Origin of the sequence: Demequina sp., from assembly GCF_016278775.1 — a bacterium.
In the GTDB taxonomy this organism is placed as follows: domain Bacteria; phylum Actinomycetota; class Actinomycetes; order Actinomycetales; family Demequinaceae; genus Demequina.
Genome location: NZ_JADQBF010000006.1, coordinates 1 through 15526, shown reverse-complemented (window position 1 = coordinate 15526; position 15526 = coordinate 1). Strand labels below are relative to the sequence as shown.

General features: G+C 65.4%; 13 protein-coding genes and 1 tRNA gene. 11 read left to right on the top strand and 3 right to left on the bottom strand.

The window, feature by feature from the left end:
• The 3 genes from QZZ33_RS01405 to QZZ33_RS01395 all read left to right on the top strand — a co-directional run.
• The coding region (locus tag QZZ33_RS01405) for an FtsK/SpoIIIE domain-containing protein (RefSeq protein WP_291377684.1) at nucleotides 1-4145 on the top strand (4145 nt) is incomplete at its 5' end.
• Nucleotides 4146-4193: 48 nt separating this feature from the next.
• Entirely contained in the window at nucleotides 4194-4493 is a 300-nt protein-coding gene (locus tag QZZ33_RS01400) for a WXG100 family type VII secretion target (protein WP_291377683.1), read from the top strand.
• A 154-nt stretch (nucleotides 4494-4647) separates the two neighbouring features.
• On the top strand, nucleotides 4648-4830 hold the full coding sequence (locus tag QZZ33_RS01395; protein ID WP_291377682.1) for a hypothetical protein: 183 nt from the start codon (nucleotides 4648-4650) through the stop codon (nucleotides 4828-4830).
• A 44-nt stretch (nucleotides 4831-4874) separates the two neighbouring features.
• Here the strand turns inward: QZZ33_RS01395 and QZZ33_RS01390 are convergent, their stop codons facing one another.
• The 3 genes from QZZ33_RS01390 to QZZ33_RS01380 form a co-directional block, all read right to left on the bottom strand.
• On the bottom strand, nucleotides 4875-5717 hold the full coding sequence (locus QZZ33_RS01390; RefSeq protein ID WP_291377681.1) for an ABC transporter permease: 843 nt from the start codon (nucleotides 5715-5717) through the stop codon (nucleotides 4875-4877).
• Entirely contained in the window at nucleotides 5714-6592 is an 879-nt protein-coding gene (locus tag QZZ33_RS01385) for an ABC transporter ATP-binding protein (protein ID WP_291377680.1), read from the bottom strand. Before QZZ33_RS01385 ends, QZZ33_RS01390 begins: the two co-directional genes overlap by 4 nt.
• A 73-nt stretch (nucleotides 6593-6665) precedes the next feature.
• Nucleotides 6666-7877, bottom strand: a complete 1212-nt coding sequence (locus QZZ33_RS01380) for a pyridoxal phosphate-dependent aminotransferase (protein ID WP_291377679.1) — start codon at nucleotides 7875-7877, stop codon at nucleotides 6666-6668.
• Nucleotides 7878-8070: 193 nt separating this feature from the next.
• Between QZZ33_RS01380 and QZZ33_RS01375 the strand changes: the two genes are divergently transcribed.
• From QZZ33_RS01375 to rpoB, 8 genes are all read left to right on the top strand, one after another.
• Nucleotides 8071-8143 (top strand) — tRNA-Trp (locus tag QZZ33_RS01375).
• Between the two features lie 61 nt (nucleotides 8144-8204).
• Nucleotides 8205-8447: a preprotein translocase subunit SecE gene (secE, locus tag QZZ33_RS01370; RefSeq protein ID WP_291377685.1), complete on the top strand. Its 243-nt coding sequence runs from the start codon at nucleotides 8205-8207 to the stop codon at nucleotides 8445-8447.
• Nucleotides 8448-8473: 26 nt separating this feature from the next.
• Entirely contained in the window at nucleotides 8474-9298 is an 825-nt protein-coding gene (nusG, locus tag QZZ33_RS01365) for a transcription termination/antitermination protein NusG (RefSeq protein WP_291377678.1), read from the top strand.
• Nucleotides 9299-9374: 76 nt separating this feature from the next.
• A complete protein-coding gene (gene rplK / locus QZZ33_RS01360) occupies nucleotides 9375-9806 on the top strand; it encodes a 50S ribosomal protein L11 (protein WP_291377677.1) in 432 nt (143 codons plus the stop codon).
• Nucleotides 9807-9872: 66 nt separating this feature from the next.
• Nucleotides 9873-10568: a 50S ribosomal protein L1 gene (rplA, locus tag QZZ33_RS01355; protein ID WP_291377676.1), complete on the top strand. Its 696-nt coding sequence runs from the start codon at nucleotides 9873-9875 to the stop codon at nucleotides 10566-10568.
• 344 nt (nucleotides 10569-10912) lie between these two features.
• The gene (gene rplJ, locus QZZ33_RS01350) at nucleotides 10913-11434 is read left to right on the top strand and encodes a 50S ribosomal protein L10 (RefSeq protein WP_291377675.1); all 522 of its coding nucleotides are present in this window, start codon (nucleotides 10913-10915) and stop codon (nucleotides 11432-11434) included.
• Between the two features lie 54 nt (nucleotides 11435-11488).
• Complete coding sequence (rplL, locus tag QZZ33_RS01345) at nucleotides 11489-11872, top strand: 50S ribosomal protein L7/L12 (RefSeq protein ID WP_291377674.1); 384 nt, start codon at nucleotides 11489-11491, stop codon at nucleotides 11870-11872.
• A gap of 392 nt (nucleotides 11873-12264) precedes the next feature.
• Nucleotides 12265-15526: DNA-directed RNA polymerase subunit beta (gene rpoB / locus QZZ33_RS01340; protein ID WP_291377673.1), on the top strand; the 3262-nt coding region annotated here is incomplete at its 3' end.

The following is a 15526-nucleotide window of genomic DNA, read 5'->3' as shown; positions in this document are numbered from 1 at the left end:
CTGGCGCCGACGCAGGCGCGACCTTTGCCCTGCGCGCCGGGTCGAACGTCATCGGCCGAGACCCGGACGTCGCCGTCCACCTGTCCGACCCGCTTGCCTCAAAGCGCCACGCGCGCATCATCGCGGGCGACACGCTCGAGATCGCGGACATGGGTTCCACCAACGGTGTGCTGCTTGGCGACACGTTCGTGACTCGGGCCACCCTGTTGCCGGGCGATCGCGTATCGATCGGAGACACGGTCTTGGAGATCGCGGTCTCGCAGCGCACCGTCGAGGCGATCCCCACGACGCCCGCCGTTCAGTACACGCGCTCCCCGCGGGTGGTCCCGCCGCTGCCTGACGACGCTCACGTGTTGCCCGAGCCCCCCACCAAGCCTTCACCGCGCGCTTTCCCCCGCATTGCGCTCGTGGCGCCAGTCGTGCTCGGCCTGACAATGTACATGGTCACGGGGCGCATTCTGTCGCTCATCTTCGTGGCCATGAGCCCCATCATGATCGTGGGTGGGTTCTTCGACAATCGCGTCAACCAGCGAAAGCAGTCTCAGGCCAAGTTGGAGGAGTTCAGGGCAGACGCTGCCGCAGCCGACCGCCGACTGAGCGAGGCTCAAGAGCGAGAGCGCCAAGTGCGCCTGGCCCATGCGCCTTCGACAGACGAGGTGGTCGACGCCGTGCGGACGCTAGGCCCGCCGCTGTGGACGCACCGCACCGAGCACGACGCGTTCCTGACCGTGCGCGTGGGACTCGGCACCGTGCCCAGCTCGCTTGAACTGACGAAGCCGTCCCCGCGCGACGCGGTCGAGGACTCTTGGGAGGTGGTCGATGAGTTGGCCGACCGCTTCGCGACGATCGATCGCGTGCCAGTGATCACGAACCTGCGTGTCTCTGGTGGGCTAGGCATCGTGGGCGACGAGGACGCGGCAGCCGCGGTGGCACGCTCCGTGATGGCCCAGGTGGCGGGACTGCACTCGCCGATGGATTGCATCATCGCTGCCTTCGTGTCGCCGACTCACAGCACGCGTTGGCAGTGGCTCGAGTGGCTGCCGCACACGTCGTCTCCGGTATCGCCGCTCGAATCCGATCATGTGGTGCGAACACGCGCGGGTGCCCAGGCACTACTCGCCGGGCTTGAGGCGCTCGTGGCCGCGCGCACCAAGTCGGACATCGGCGCGTACGTCGCCCAGCCGCGAGGCGCAGAACGCAGCACCGGCGGTGACGACGACGACACTCCCACTACGCCATCCGTCGTGGTGCTCGTCGAGGACACGGCGCCCGCTGACCGCCGCCGCCTCATCCGGCTTGCCGAGAAGGGCGCGGACGTCAACGTGCACGTCGTGTGGGTGGCGCCGACGCGCACCGCATTGCCAGCGGCATGCCGCTCGTTTGTCGAATGGGGAGCTGAGGGTCACGCGACGGTGGGTCACGTGCGCCGCGGCGGATCAGATGACCCCGTCCAATGCGAGACCCTGTCAGTTGACGTGGCCACCGACTTCGCACGACGCCTCGCGTGTGTCGAGGACGTGGGTGCGGTCGTGGACGGCAACGCCGACGTTCCGCCATCCGTCTCGTACCTCGAGCTCCACGGCTTTGAGGCTCTGGAGCCTGGTCACCATGAGCAGCGTTGGCGTCACGACGCCTCTAGCACGGGCAAGTTGTTCTCGCTACGCGCGCTCGTGGGGCACGCGGGCGACGAGCCCTTCTACTTGGACCTCAAGGCACAAGGCCCCCACGCGCTGGTGGGAGGCACCACGGGCGCGGGCAAGTCTGAGTTCCTGCAATCGTGGATCCTCGGCATGGCGGCCGCATACAGCCCGGAGCGGGTCACGTTCCTTTTTGTCGACTACAAGGGCGGCTCTGCTTTCGCTGACTGCGTCCAACTGCCACATTCGGTGGGACTCGTCACTGACCTCACGCCTCACCTTGTCGACCGCGCGCTCGCGTCGCTGCGGGCAGAACTCCACTACCGCGAGCGACTGCTCGCGGCACACGGGGCCAAGGACCTCGAGACGCTCGTGAAGCAGGGCGGCGGCAACGCCCCTCCCAGCCTGGTCATCGTGATCGACGAGTTTGCTGCGCTGGTCCAAGAGGTGCCAGCGTTCGTGGATGGAGTGGTTGACGTGGCTCAACGCGGCCGCTCGCTCGGCCTTCACCTCATCATGGCCACGCAACGCCCCGCAGGCGTCATCAAGGACAACTTGCGAGCCAACACCAACCTGCGCATTGCGCTGCGCATGGCCGACGAGGCAGACTCCGCCGACATCTTGGGAGTGCCGACCGCCGCGCACATGGACCCTGGCCTCCCTGGCCGCGCCATGGCGCGCATGGGACCCGGACGCCTCGCGACATTCCAGTCGGCCTACGCCGGAGCCCACTCCGTGCCTGGCGGCAACAGGGCGACCATCCAGGCCCGTGAGCTCGCGATGGGTTCCGGTGGTGTCTGGGAGGTCCCGCGCGACGCCCACGCCGTGAAGGCGGACGGGGAGCCGGACGCTGGCCGTGTGGTCGCCGCTCTCGTGGGCGCGTCGGCCCTGCTCGAGATCCCAGAGCCGCGGCGACCGTGGCTCGACGAACTGGCAGAGACATACTCGCTGTCGGAGGTATCAAAGCGGGCCGACGGCGCCCTCGCCTTCGGCCTTGTCGACGACCCCTCTCGCCAGGCGCAATACCCGGCAGTGCACCACCCCGACCGCGACGGCAACCTCGTCGTCTTCGGGGGCTCTGGCTCCGGCAAGTCGACGACGCTGCGCAGCCTCGCCATCGGCGCGACCTTGGCCCGCGACATCGCCCCGGTTCACGTCTACGGCCTCGACGCGGCCAGCGGTGGACTCGACATGCTGCGGCCGCTGCCCAACGTGGCCGACATCGTGGATGCCGACGACGACGAGCGCGTCGGCCGCATGCTGAAGCGGCTCGCCGGGATCGTCGAGGAACGCACCCAGTTGTTCTCTGGCGCGAGGGCCGCCGATCTCACCGAGTATCGCGCCGTGTCGGGAGACAGGGGAATGCCGCGCATCGTGTTGCTGGTGGACGGCTATGGGACCTTCCAGTCGGAGTACATGCACGACGTGCCCCGTCAGGGATCGTTCGACGCCTTCAGAGACATCCTCACGGAGGGTCGCGCGGCGGGCGTGCACGTGGCGCTGAGCGTTGATCGCGTCGGCGCCATGCACACGTCGATCCAGTCGCTCGTGTCGCGATCCATCGTGCTGCGTATGAACGACGAGAACCAGTACGGCATGCTCGGACTGCGCACCACAGGGTTCACGCCGCAGTCTCCCGCCGGACGGGCGATCGACCTGGCCACGCGCCAGGAAATGCAGGTGGCGGTGCTCGGCGGCGTCGGGCGGCTGGATGAGCAGGCTCGTCAGGTGGAGCGACTTGCCGAGAAGATCCCGTCGCGGCCGGAATGGCGCGCGGAGCCTATTCCGCGCATGCCGTCTCTCGTGGAAGCCGCACAGATGCCGCCGAGCGTCGACGGATTGCCGGTGCTCGGCATCGACTCGACCACGCTGGCGCCGCGCGGCTTCAGCATCGACCGGTCGTTCATGATTGCTGGCTCTGCGGGCTCTGGCCGTACGTCTGCGGTCGCGTGGATTGCCACGGCGATCCGCCGGGCCGAGCCCAAGCGCCCGATCGTTCTGCTCAGCCAACGCCGTTCTCCCAATGCCCACCTCCCTGTGTGGACGTCGTCCTTTGTCGGGCCGCAAGGGGCAGAGGAGCTCGCGGCCGAGATGGGCGAGGCTTTGGAGAAGCCGGCAGAGGCAGACGCCGGGGTTGTCGTCGTCATCGAGAACGTCCAGGATTTCGGCGCCTCGATGAGCGACGGCGCGATCGTGCAGTTGCTTAAGGGCGCTCGCCGCAACGGTCACGTGGTGATTGGCGAGGCCGACACGCAGGGGTGGACCACCGGGCAAATGGTGTCCGACCTGAAGGGCACGCGGCGCGGGCTCATCCTCGCGCCGGAGGGGCCAGACGTGCAGATGCTGTTCGGCGCCTCTGGGCCGAGACTCAATCGGGCGCTCACGCCGCCCGGACGCGGTTTCTGGATCGAATCGGGGAAGGTCTCCGTGGTTCAGATCCCTTGGATGGATGGGGAGTTCTCCCCAGATTCGGGGGAATCGCTGGCGCTGGCTGGCAGCGACGGCTAGTTTGCAGGTACGCCACCGCAGGGGGGTGGCCTTATCGAAAGGCAGATCATGGCAAATCTCAACGTGACGTTTGACGACCTCCGCGTCTCGGCGGACCAACTCACTTCGGGCCAGGGCGACATCGAAAACCGCCTCATGGAGCTCAAGTCGTACATCGACAACCTGGTGTCAGAGGGCTACGTGACCTCCGCTTCCTCCGGCGCCTTCCAGGAGCAGTACACGCAGTTCACCGAGTCGGCAAAGCTCACCATCTCGGCCCTTGAGGGCCTGAGCCGGTTCTTGCGGTCCGCGGCCGACACGCTGCAGCAGACCGACGACTCGCTCGCGAGCTCCATCCGCGCCCAGTAGCAGCGAGGCATCGGCGACCGTGGCTCCACTGCCGCGTTCGCCGATGCCAACACCTGAGGGGGGTAGCTGGTGGCGAAGACCACGAGCGTGGTCCACCTGGGTGCCCTGCAACGTGTCACCGTACCGCGCGGCGCACGCCATGCTCCCTCCCACGATGATCAGCTTTCTCACCGAAGTTGCCGACGAAGGCCTTGCGTTTCATGTGGATGGCGACCGCGTGCTGCTGTGGGACGACGGTCGTCGAGTCGACGTCGACCTTGCCCGCCGGATGGAACTCATCGAACGCTTCGTCGGCGCGCCGCCGTCATACCTACGGGAGTACCACTCGGCGCGCTGACTGGACACTCCCGCTAGCGAACGCCACGTGCAAGGGCGCAAACCCTACACGTCGTCGTACCTCATCCACCTGAACGTCTTGATCGACACGGCCAGACCGATCACGAACCATGCGGCCAGCACCACCGCCGTCATGGGGTGTTCCCACGCCCCGGCAATCTCCTGCTGTGCGAAGTAATCGGGGAGGAACACCGAACGCATCCCCTGCGCCAGCCACTTGAGCGGAAACAGCGCGGCAAATTGCTGCAGCACGCCCGACAACTGGGTGTACACAAAGAACACACCCGACGTGAACTGCAACACCAGCACCACAGGCGTCAAGATCGCCGAAGCCGCCTTCGCGTTGCGCAGCAGGGACGACGTGGCGATACCCAACACCACCGACGCGGCGGTGCCCAGGAGGAAGACCCAGGTGAACGTCAGCCACGCGTCGGCACCGCTCGGCAGCGTCACGTCGTACAGGCCAACGCCGAGACCCACGAGGATCGCGATCTGCACGATCGATACAAATACCACCTGCGCGAGCTTGCCTGCGAAGTAAGCGGTGGCCGGTAACGGCGTCGAGTAGATGCGCTTGAGCACGTCGGCGTCGCGGTCGATCGAGATGGTGATGGCGAGCGATTGGAAGCCGGTGTTGAGGATTCCCGTGGCGATCATTCCCGCGAGGAAGTACTGGGCAAAGGTGACGGCCGGCTCGCCAGCGGGCGGGTCGCCGAGAGTCTCTCCGCCGAAGATTGACCCAAACATCACCAGAAAGATCATCGGGAACGCGAAGATGAAGATCATCTGCTCTCGTGAGCGCAAGAACTCCTTGAGTTCGACGCGCATGCGATCAACGGCCATCGACGTCCATGATGGGTGCGCTGCAGTGTGCTGTGGCGTCGTCATGCTGCCGCCTCCTCAGCCAGTGATGCGGTCTCGTCCGCCGCCTCGCCAATCAGGCTCAGGTAGATGTCCTCAAGCGACGGGTGGGTGACGGTGAGCCCGGGCACCTCGCCGCCGAACTGCGCGGCGAGCCGCTGAACCACTGCCGTCGGCGCGCCGGTCTCCTCGAGCCTGCGCACGCCGCCCTCATCCCAGGCCACGATGGCGGCCGACGCGCGCGCACGGAGCTTGGCAGGGGTGTCGAGCGCGATGAGGCGGCCGTTGTTGATGATGCCGATGCGGTCGGCGAGATACTCCGCTTCATCGAGATAGTGCGTGGTGAGCAGGACGGTGGTGCCGTCGCTTGCGAGGCCCTCCATGAGACCCCAGAACTTGCGCCGCGCCTCTGGATCGAACCCCGTGGTCGGCTCGTCGAGAAACACAAGGCGCGGGTTGCCGACGACGGCGAGCGCGACGTCGAGGCGCCGACGCAGGCCACCAGACAGCGTCTGCGGCTTGGCTCCTGCCTTGTCGGTGAGCCCCACCGCTGCGAGCGCCTCGTCGACGTCGCGGGGGTTCGGGTAGAGGCGCGCCGCGTGGGTCAAGGCCTCACGCGCGGTGAGGAAGGACCGGTCAGAGGTGGACTGGAGCATGATTCCGATGCTCGAGCGCCAGTCGCGCCCGGCGTGCTGCGGGTCGACGCCGAGCACGCTGACGTCGCCCGATGTGCGGTGGCGGAAGCCCTCGAGAATCTCGATGGTGGTCGACTTGCCGGCGCCGTTCGGGCCGAGCAGCGCGAACACCTCGCCCTCGGCGATGTCGAGATCGAGGCCGTCGACGGCGCGTTTGGGTCCGTAGTCCTTGTGCAGGTCGCGGATGGTGATGGCTGGTGGGGTCATGGACCGAGGGTAGCGGGGCCTCACTGTGGCCCCGCATCGTTCTCAAGACCGATTCGACCCCTGATATGGCGCGCTACTTGGCCTCCGCCAGGAGTGACTGCATTCTCGAAACTCCCTCGACCAGGTCGTCGTCTCCCAGCGCATAGCTGAGTCGCAGATAGCCGCTCGGCCCGAACGCCTCGCCGGGTACCACGGCTACCTCGGCCTCTTCAAGGATGACCGCCGCAAGGTCGGCGCTCGACGTGAGGCGCTTGCCGCGCAGCGTCAACCCAAGCAAGCCCGACACAGACGGGTAGGCGTAGAAGGCGCCCTTCGGCGTCGGGACGGTGAGCCCCTCAATCTCGCTCAGCATCGACACCATCGTGGTGCGCCTGCGATCGAAGGCCTTGCGCATGAGGTGCACGTCCTCCAGGCCGCCCTCGAGCGCAGCGATCGCCGCGCGCTGGGACACGTTGGCGACGTTGCTCGTGAGGTGGGACTGGAAGTTCGCGGCCGCCTTGGTCACATCCGCGGGAGCGATCATCCATCCGACTCGCCAGCCGGTCATGGCGTACGTCTTCGCCACTCCGTTGATCACGATCGTCTGTTCGGCGAGGTCGGGAACGGCACGGACGATCGGGCTGAACACGGCGTCGTCGTAGGTGAGGTGTTCGTAGATCTCGTCGGTGATGACCCAGATGCCGTGCTCGAGGGCCCACTCGCCGATCGCCTTGGTTTGCTCGGGGGAGTAGACGGCGCCGGTCGGGTTGGACGGCGAGCAAAACAGCAGGGCCTTGGTCTTCTCGGTACGCGCCTGTTCGAGTTGCTCCACCGAGACCAGATAGCCCTGGTCTGCTCCGGCGAAGACCTCTACCGGGACTCCGCCCGACAGCGAGACGGCCTCAGGGTACGTGGTCCAATACGGCGCTGGGAGCAACACCTCGTCGCCAGGGTCGATGATCGATGCGAAGGATTGGAACACGGCCTGCTTGCCGCCGTTGGTGACGATGACGTTGGCGGGATCGACCTCATAGCCGGAGTCCCGCAGCGTCTTGGTAGCGATGACCTGCTTGAGGTCCGGCAGGCCAGCGGCGGGCGTGTAGCGATGGTTCTTGGGGTCCCGCGCGGCCGCGATCGCGGCGTCGACCACAAAGCCGGGGGTGGGAAAGTCCGGCTCTCCTGCGCCGAAGCCGATGACGGGACGGCCGGCGGCCTTGAGGGCCTTAGCCTTGGCATCGACAGCCAAGGTGGCGGAGGGCGCGATGGCGCCGAGGCGGGCAGAGACGCGGCGAGTGGGTGCAGTCATGCGTCACATTGTTCCACCTACTGCGGACCGACCGTTGCGGCCGTTCGCCATCCGGCCGCAAACCGCGTAGCATGACACTTCGGCGATTGACAGAAGCCATGATGACTCGCGCCCAAAACGCGGGGCATCGGAGGTCCTCCTGATGGAGGTCGGCTTCCTGTTGAGAACCACACGGGGTTCACAACCACCCCGAAGGGCAGTGGCGCAATTGGTAGCGCATCGGTCTCCAAAACCGACGGTTGGGGGTTCGAGTCCCTCCTGCCCTGCGTAGAGCGGGACTTCCCGCACCGCACAAGCAAAGGAATTATCAAGGTGAGCGAATCTGCAGTGACGGATTCCGGAGAGCGGGACCCACGGCACGAAGAGCGCGAGGGCCTGAACATCTTCGGGCGCAGCGCGCTGTTCGTGCGCCAGGTGATTTCCGAGCTTCGCCGCGTGGTCACCCCCACGCGAGAGGAGCTCGTCAACTACATCTGGGTCGTGCTCGGATTCGTCGCCGTCATGATGACGCTGACCTTCGCGCTCGATTTCGGCTTCAGCTCCCTGACCCAGTGGGTTTTCGGCGAGTAGCCGACTAGCCAGACGAAAGGAAAGACGTGAGCACAGATCCCCGCGACGCCGTCGACAGTGTCGACGACGCCGAGGTCGCGCCCGAGCAGGTTGCGCCCGTGGACGACAACGCCATTGACGACGCTCCTGTGGACGCCGTGGTCGAGGGCGATGACGACACCGTGCCCTCCGAGCCCGAGGCACCGATGGAGGAGGACGCGCTCGCTGTGAACGAGGACCCTTCTGGCAGCGCGGTAGTGGAAGAGGAGATCGACCCCAAGGTCGCCTTCCGCTCCTCACTGCTGATGCAAGACGGCGACTGGTACGTGGTTCACAGTTACAGCGGTCATGAGAAGCGCGTCAAGCAGGCCATCGAGCACCGCGTGGTGAGCCTCAACATGGAGGACTACATCTTCCAGGTGGAGGTCCCCATGGAAGAGGTGGTCGAGTACAAGAACGGCCAGAAGAAGCAGGTCACCCGCGTGCGGATGCCCGGCTACGTCTTGGTGCGCATGGAACTCACCGACGCCTCGTGGGGCGCCGTGCGCAACACGCCAGGTGTGACCGGCTTTGTGGGTCACGCCCACCAACCGGTGCCGCTCACGCCAGACGAGGTCTACACGATGATGGCGCCGTCCGCCCCCGCATCGTCCTCCTCTGACGCTGGTGGGGACGCCTCCACTCGGCCACAGGTCGAGCTCGACTTCCAGGTGGGAGAGGCAATCACCGTCATCGATGGTCCGTTCGCCACTCTGCCTGGCACGATTTCCGAGATCAGCGTGGAGAGCCAGAAGCTCCACGTCCTCGTATCAATCTTCGGCCGCGAAACTCCGGTCGAACTCTCGTTCGCGCAGGTGCAGAAGATCGTTTAGGCGATCTACACCGGCAAGAACGAACTACCAGGCGGTGTGAGCCGCCACCACTTACACAGAAGGACCCGAAAGACCAATGGCACCCCCGAAGAAGAAGGTTGCCGGCCTGATCAAGCTCCAAATTCAGGCTGGTGCCGCAAACCCGGCTCCTCCCGTCGGCCCTGCACTGGGTCAGCACGGCGTGAACATCATGGAGTTCTGCAAGGCCTACAACGCGGCGACCGAGTCGCAGCGAGGCAACATCGTCCCCGTGGAAATCACGGTGTACGAGGACCGCAGCTTCACGTTCATCACCAAGACCCCACCCGCGTCGCAGCTCATCAAGAAGGCTGCTGGCGTCGCGAAGGGTTCGGGCGTTCCGCACACCAACAAGGTCGGGTCGCTGACCCAGGCTCAGGTGCGCGAGATCGCCGAGATGAAGAAGGATGACCTCAACGCGAATGACATCGACGCCGCCGCCAAGATCATTGCTGGCACCGCGCGTTCGATGGGCATCACGGTTAAGTAGCCGACACACCCCAGTGGGAGGGCCAGCGCTGGCCCGTCACCACGACTTCAAGGAAAGAAGAAGCACATGAAGCGCTCCAAGGCCTACCGCGACAGCGATCAGCTCGTCGACAAGAGCCAGCTCTACACCCCCATCGAGGCCGTTCGCCTCGCGCAGAAGACCTCGTCCAAGAAGACCGACTCGACCATCGACGTCGTCTTCAAGCTCGGTGTTGACCCGCGTCACGCTGACCAGATGGTCCGCTCCACCGTCATCCTGCCCCACGGCACCGGCAAGACCTCCAGGGTCCTGGTCTTCGCTAACGGTGACAAGGCGGAGGCGGCGCGCGAGGCTGGCGCCGACATCGTCGGTGGCGACGAACTCATCGAAGAGGTGCAGAACGGTCGCACGGACTTCGATGCGGTCGTGGCGACGCCCGACCTCATGGGCAAGGTGGGACGCCTGGGTCGCGTGCTCGGCCCCCGTGGTCTGATGCCGAACCCCAAGACCGGCACCGTGACGATGGACGTGGCCAAGGCCGTGTCAGACATCAAGGGCGGAAAGATCGAGTTCCGCGTCGACAAGCACGCCAACCTGCACACCGTGCTGGGCAAGGCGTCGTTTGGCGACCAGAAACTGCTCGAGAACTACCAGGCCCTCATTGACGAGGTGCTGCGTTCAAAGCCAGCTGCGTCCAAGGGCAAGTACATTCTCAAGGCGGCCATCTCTGCCAACACCGGCCCCGGCATCCCGCTGGACGCCACCGCCAAGCCAGAGGCCTAAGGCCCCACGCCAAGCATCAACACGTCGGCCCGGCTCCCGTGTGGGGCCGGGCCTTCGTCGTCCCCCGCTGGGCAATGCGGCACGCGTTTGCGCGACGACGATGTCGTCCCGTATGCTTGCCAGGCCCAAGACCGCCGGTCGTCGGGCCCGGGAAACCGGGAACGGCCGAAGTTCCGTGACAGCGGAGACCAGCGCAGGAGAAGTTGACGGCGCCTCGCGCGCAGACCTTGGGCGGCCCTCGTGGTCGCCCTTTGTGTGTGCGGACGATGCGCCCCAGCCCCGCCTGCGCGGGGCTTTTTCGTTGTGTGGGGCGGGCCCGGTGGTCAACCAAAGGAAGGACAACTATGGCGACGCCAGACAAGGTGGCGACGGTCAAGGCGCTCGCGGATCAGTTCCGCAGCGCGAATGCCGTCTACGTCACCGAGTACCGCGGCTTGTCCGTTGCTCAGCTCATGCAGCTGCGCAAGGGGCTCAGCGGTACCGCGACCTACGCGGTCGTGAAGAACACGCTTGCGGCGCTCGCGGCTACGGATGCCGGCGTGGAGGGTCTCAACCCCCTCTTCGTGGGTCCCACGGCCATCGCATTCGTCACCGGTGACCCGGTGGAGGCTGCGAAGGGTCTTCGTGATTTCTCCAAGGAGAGCGACAAGCTCGTCCTCAAGGGCGGCGTCCTGGAGGGCAAGTTGCTCTCTGCAGAGGATCTCGTCAAGATCGCGAGCCTCGAGTCTCGCGAGGTACTGCTTGCCAAGGCAGCGGGCGCTTTCAAGGCGTCTCTGTTCGGTGCGGCATACCTCTTCCAAGCACCCCTGTCACAGGCGGTGCGAACCGTCGACGCCCTGCGCGAGAAGCAGGAATCCGCGGCCTAAGGCTGCACCCCACATCACACTGCTTCCCGCAGGTAAAGAGAAAAGGACATCATCATGGCGAAGCTCACCACCGAGCAGCTCATTGAGGCATTCAAGGAGCTCACGCTCGTCGAGCTCTCCGAGTTCGTAAAGGCCTTCGAGGAGACCTTCGAGGTCACCGCGGCCGCCCCGGTTGCCGCCGCCGCTGCCGCTCCGGCAGCTGCCGCTGCAGAAGAGGTCGAAGAGAAGGACGCGTTCGACGTCGTCCTGACCGCCGTTGGCGACAAGAAGATCCAGGTCATCAAGGAGGTGCGTGCCCTCACGTCCCTCGGTCTGGGCGAGGCCAAGGCTCTCGTCGACGAGGCCCCCAAGACGATCCTCGAGGGTGCCAAGAAGGACGACGCCGAGAAGGCCAAGGCTCAGCTCGAGGCCGCTGGCGCCACGGTCGAGCTCAAGTAGTTCGACTCTCGCAACTCGCGCACGGGCCGGGTCACCTTCGGGTGGCCCGGCCTTTGCCGTCCCCAGCCAGCGTCGGCGTCGTCCGTTGGAATGGTTCGCAGTGTCGGGTGGGGCGGCAGCGGCCGACGCTGGGGCCGGGTACGAGCCGGGGTGCGCGCGTTCTCCCCAGGCGAGCCCAGGGGGTATCGACACGCGTCAGGGGCATGGCTTATAGTCCGCACTTGACGAATCGGACAACCGTGACTAACGTTGGAGGTTGCGCTGTCTATTGCCCTGCCCTCATATGCCTACCTGGCGAGCGTCCACTACCGAAGTGATGATGCCCCAGGATCCGGTGGAGCCGAGGCTCAGGCAACGCGGAACCGATCCATCGTCATGGGAAGGACGACCCCTTGGCTGCCTCGCGCACCGATTCCGCTTTCGCCAACCGACCCGCCTCACGCCGCGTTTCATTCGCTCAGGTCTCTGAGCCAGTTGAGGTTCCTAACCTCATCGGGCTGCAGACCGAGTCGTTTGACTGGCTGCTGGGCAACAAGGCTTGGCAAACCCGTATTGAAGCCGCACGGAAGGCAGGTCGTAATGACGTGCCGGAGGTTGCGGGACTTCAGGAGATCTTCGAAGAGATCTCCCCGATTGAGGACTTCGGACAAACCATGTCCCTGTCCTTCTCGGACCCCTACTTCGAGGATCCTCGCCACACTCCGGAGGAGTGCAAAGAGAAGGACTTCACGTACGCCGCACAACTCTTTGTGACAGCGGAGTTCATGAACAACACCACGGGTGAGATCAAGTCTCAAACCGTCTTCATGGGTGACTTCCCGCTCATGAGCCCACGTGGCACCTTCATCATCAATGGCACCGAGCGCGTCGTGGTGTCGCAGCTGGTGCGCTCGCCTGGCGTGTACTTCGAGTCGACCGCGGACAAGACGTCTGACAAGGACATCTACACCGCCAAGATGATCCCCTCGCGCGGCGCATGGCTTGAGTTCGAGATCGACAAGCGCGACGCCGTCGGCGTGCGCGTCGACCGCAAGCGCAAGCAGTCGGTGACACTGTTCCTCAAGGCCCTTGGCCTGTCAGACGAGGACATCGCCAAGGAGTTCGCCGAGTACCCCTCCGTGCTGGAGACGCTCGAGAAGGACACCGTCCACACGCAGGACGAGGCGCTCGTCGACCTCTACCGCAAGCTGCGTCCGGGCGAGCCGCCCACCGTCGAGGCTGGCCAGAACCTGCTCGACAACTTCTACTTCAACCCCAAGCGCTACGACCTTGCCAAGGTGGGCCGCTTCAAGCTCAACAAGAAGTTGGGCGTCGCCAAGCCGCTGAACGACTCTGTACTGGGTGTCGACGACATCGTCGCGACGGTCAAGTACATCGCCGCAGCGCACGCCGGCCACACCACGCTCAAGGGCGCCAACGGTGAGGTCATCGTCGAGACAGACGACATCGACCACTTCGGCAACCGTCGCATCCGCGCGGTGGGCGAGTTGATCCAGAACCAGATCCGCACGGGCCTGTCCCGCATGGAGCGCGTGGTCCGCGAGCGCATGACGACTCAGGACGTCGAGGCCATCACGCCGCAGACGCTGATCAACACGCGCCCCGTGGTCGCCGCCATCCGCGAGTTCTTCGGAACCTCGCAGTTGTCGCAGTTCATGGACCAGAACAACCCGCTCGCGGGTCTGACCCACAAGCGTCGTCTGTCGGCGCTTGGCCCAGGCGGCCTCTCGCGCGACCGCGCAGGCATGGAAGTGCGTGACGTTCACCCGTCGCACTACGGCCGCATGTGCCCCATCGAGACCCCTGAAGGCCCGAACATCGGTCTGATCGGTTCGCTCGCCTCCTTTGGTCGCATCAACCCCCTCGGCTTTGTCGAGACGCCGTACCGCAAGGTCGTCAAGGGCAAGATCACCGACCAGGTGGATTACCTGACGGCCGACGACGAAGACCGCTTCGTCATCGCCCAGGCCAACGCCCAAGTGAATGACAAGCGCGGCTTCCTCGAGGAGCGTGTGCTGGTGCGCGCCAAGGGTGGCGAGGTCGACTTCGTAGCCCCTGAAGCTGTCGACTACATCGACGTCTCGCCGCGCCAGATGGTGTCGGTCGCGACAGCGCTCATCCCGTTCCTCGAGCACGACGACGCCAACCGCGCCCTCATGGGTGCGAACATGCAGCGTCAGGCCGTGCCGCTGGTCCGCTCGGAGGCGCCGCTCGTCGGCACCGGCATGGAGCGTCGTGCGGCTGTTGACGCAGGTGACGTGGTCGTGGCTACGAGCGCAGGCGTCGTCACCGAGGTCAGTTCCGACCTCGTGACCGTCGCGAACGACGACGGCACCACCGGTTCCTACCGGATCGCCAAGTTCCAGCGTTCCAACCAGGGCACGAGCTACAACCAGCGCGTGATCGTGGACGAAGGCGACCGCATCGAGAACGGTGCGGTGATCGCCGACGGACCAGCCACTGACAACGGTGACCTGGCCTTGGGCAAGAACGTCCTCGTGGCGTTCATGTGCTGGGAGGGGCACAACTTCGAGGACGCGATCATTCTGTCGCAGCGCCTTGTCCAGGACGACACCCTGTCCTCGATTCACATCGAGGAGCACGAGGTTGACGCCCGCGACACCAAGCTGGGCCCCGAAGAGATCACGCGCGACATCCCCAACGCCTCAGAAGAGGTGTTGGCCGACCTCGACGAGCGCGGCATCGTCCGCATCGGTGCAGAGGTACGTGCAGGCGACATCCTCGTGGGCAAGGTGACGCCCAAGGGCGAGACAGAGCTCACCCCAGAGGAGCGCTTGCTGCGCGCCATCTTTGGCGAGAAGGCCCGTGAGGTGCGCGACACGTCGCTCAAGGTCCCTCACGGCGAACAGGGCACCGTCATTGGCGTCCGCGTGTTCACTGAAGAGGAAGGCGACGACCTGCCAGCAGGCGTCAACCAGTTGGTGCGCGTCTACATTGCGCAGCGACGCAAGATCCAAGAGGGCGACAAGCTCGCCGGCCGCCACGGCAACAAGGGCGTCATCTCGACGATCCTGCCTCAGGAGGACATGCCGTTCCTTGAGGACGGCACCCCTGTGGACATCATCCTCAACCCGCTCGGTGTGCCAGGCCGCATGAACGTCGGCCAGGTTCTCGAGACTCACCTCGGGTGGGTTGCTCACGAGGGCTGGGATGCCTCTGGAGTCAAGGAGGACTGGGTCAAGTCTGTTCCGGCAGGTTCGATCAAGGCCGAGCCTGGTACTCCAGTAGCCACCCCGGTGTTCGACGGCATCTCGGAGCAGACCATCACCGGACTGCGTTCCGTGACCACACCAAACCGCGACGGCAACCGCCTGCTCGATGAGACCGGCAAGACGCGCCTGTTCGACGGCCGTTCCGGCGAGCCGTTCCCGGAGCCGATTGCGGTGGGGTACAAGTACATCCTGAAGCTCCACCACTTGGTGGACGACAAGATCCACGCCCGCTCCACCGGCCCGTACTCGATGATCACGCAGCAGCCGCTCGGCGGCAAGGCACAGTTCGGCGGTCAGCGCTTCGGAGAGATGGAAGTGTGGGCCCTCGAGGCGTATGGCGCCGCCTACGCCCTGCAGGAGCTGCTCACCATCAAGTCCGACGACATCATCGGTCGTGTGAAGGTCTACGAGGCCATCGTTA

Coding starts and splice junctions, on each gene's coding strand:
- QZZ33_RS01400 (WP_291377683.1), top strand. CDS start 4,194: ATGGCAAATCTCAACGTGACGTTTGACGACCTCCGCGTCTCGGCGGAC.
- QZZ33_RS01395 (WP_291377682.1), top strand. CDS start 4,648: ATGATCAGCTTTCTCACCGAAGTTGCCGACGAAGGCCTTGCGTTTCAT.
- QZZ33_RS01390 (WP_291377681.1), bottom strand. CDS start 5,717: ATGACGACGCCACAGCACACTGCAGCGCACCCATCATGGACGTCGATG.
- QZZ33_RS01385 (WP_291377680.1), bottom strand. CDS start 6,592: ATGACCCCACCAGCCATCACCATCCGCGACCTGCACAAGGACTACGGA.
- QZZ33_RS01380 (WP_291377679.1), bottom strand. CDS start 7,877: ATGACTGCACCCACTCGCCGCGTCTCTGCCCGCCTCGGCGCCATCGCG.
- rplK (WP_291377677.1), top strand. CDS start 9,375: ATGGCACCCCCGAAGAAGAAGGTTGCCGGCCTGATCAAGCTCCAAATT.
- rplA (WP_291377676.1), top strand. CDS start 9,873: ATGAAGCGCTCCAAGGCCTACCGCGACAGCGATCAGCTCGTCGACAAG.
- rplJ (WP_291377675.1), top strand. CDS start 10,913: ATGGCGACGCCAGACAAGGTGGCGACGGTCAAGGCGCTCGCGGATCAG.
- rplL (WP_291377674.1), top strand. CDS start 11,489: ATGGCGAAGCTCACCACCGAGCAGCTCATTGAGGCATTCAAGGAGCTC.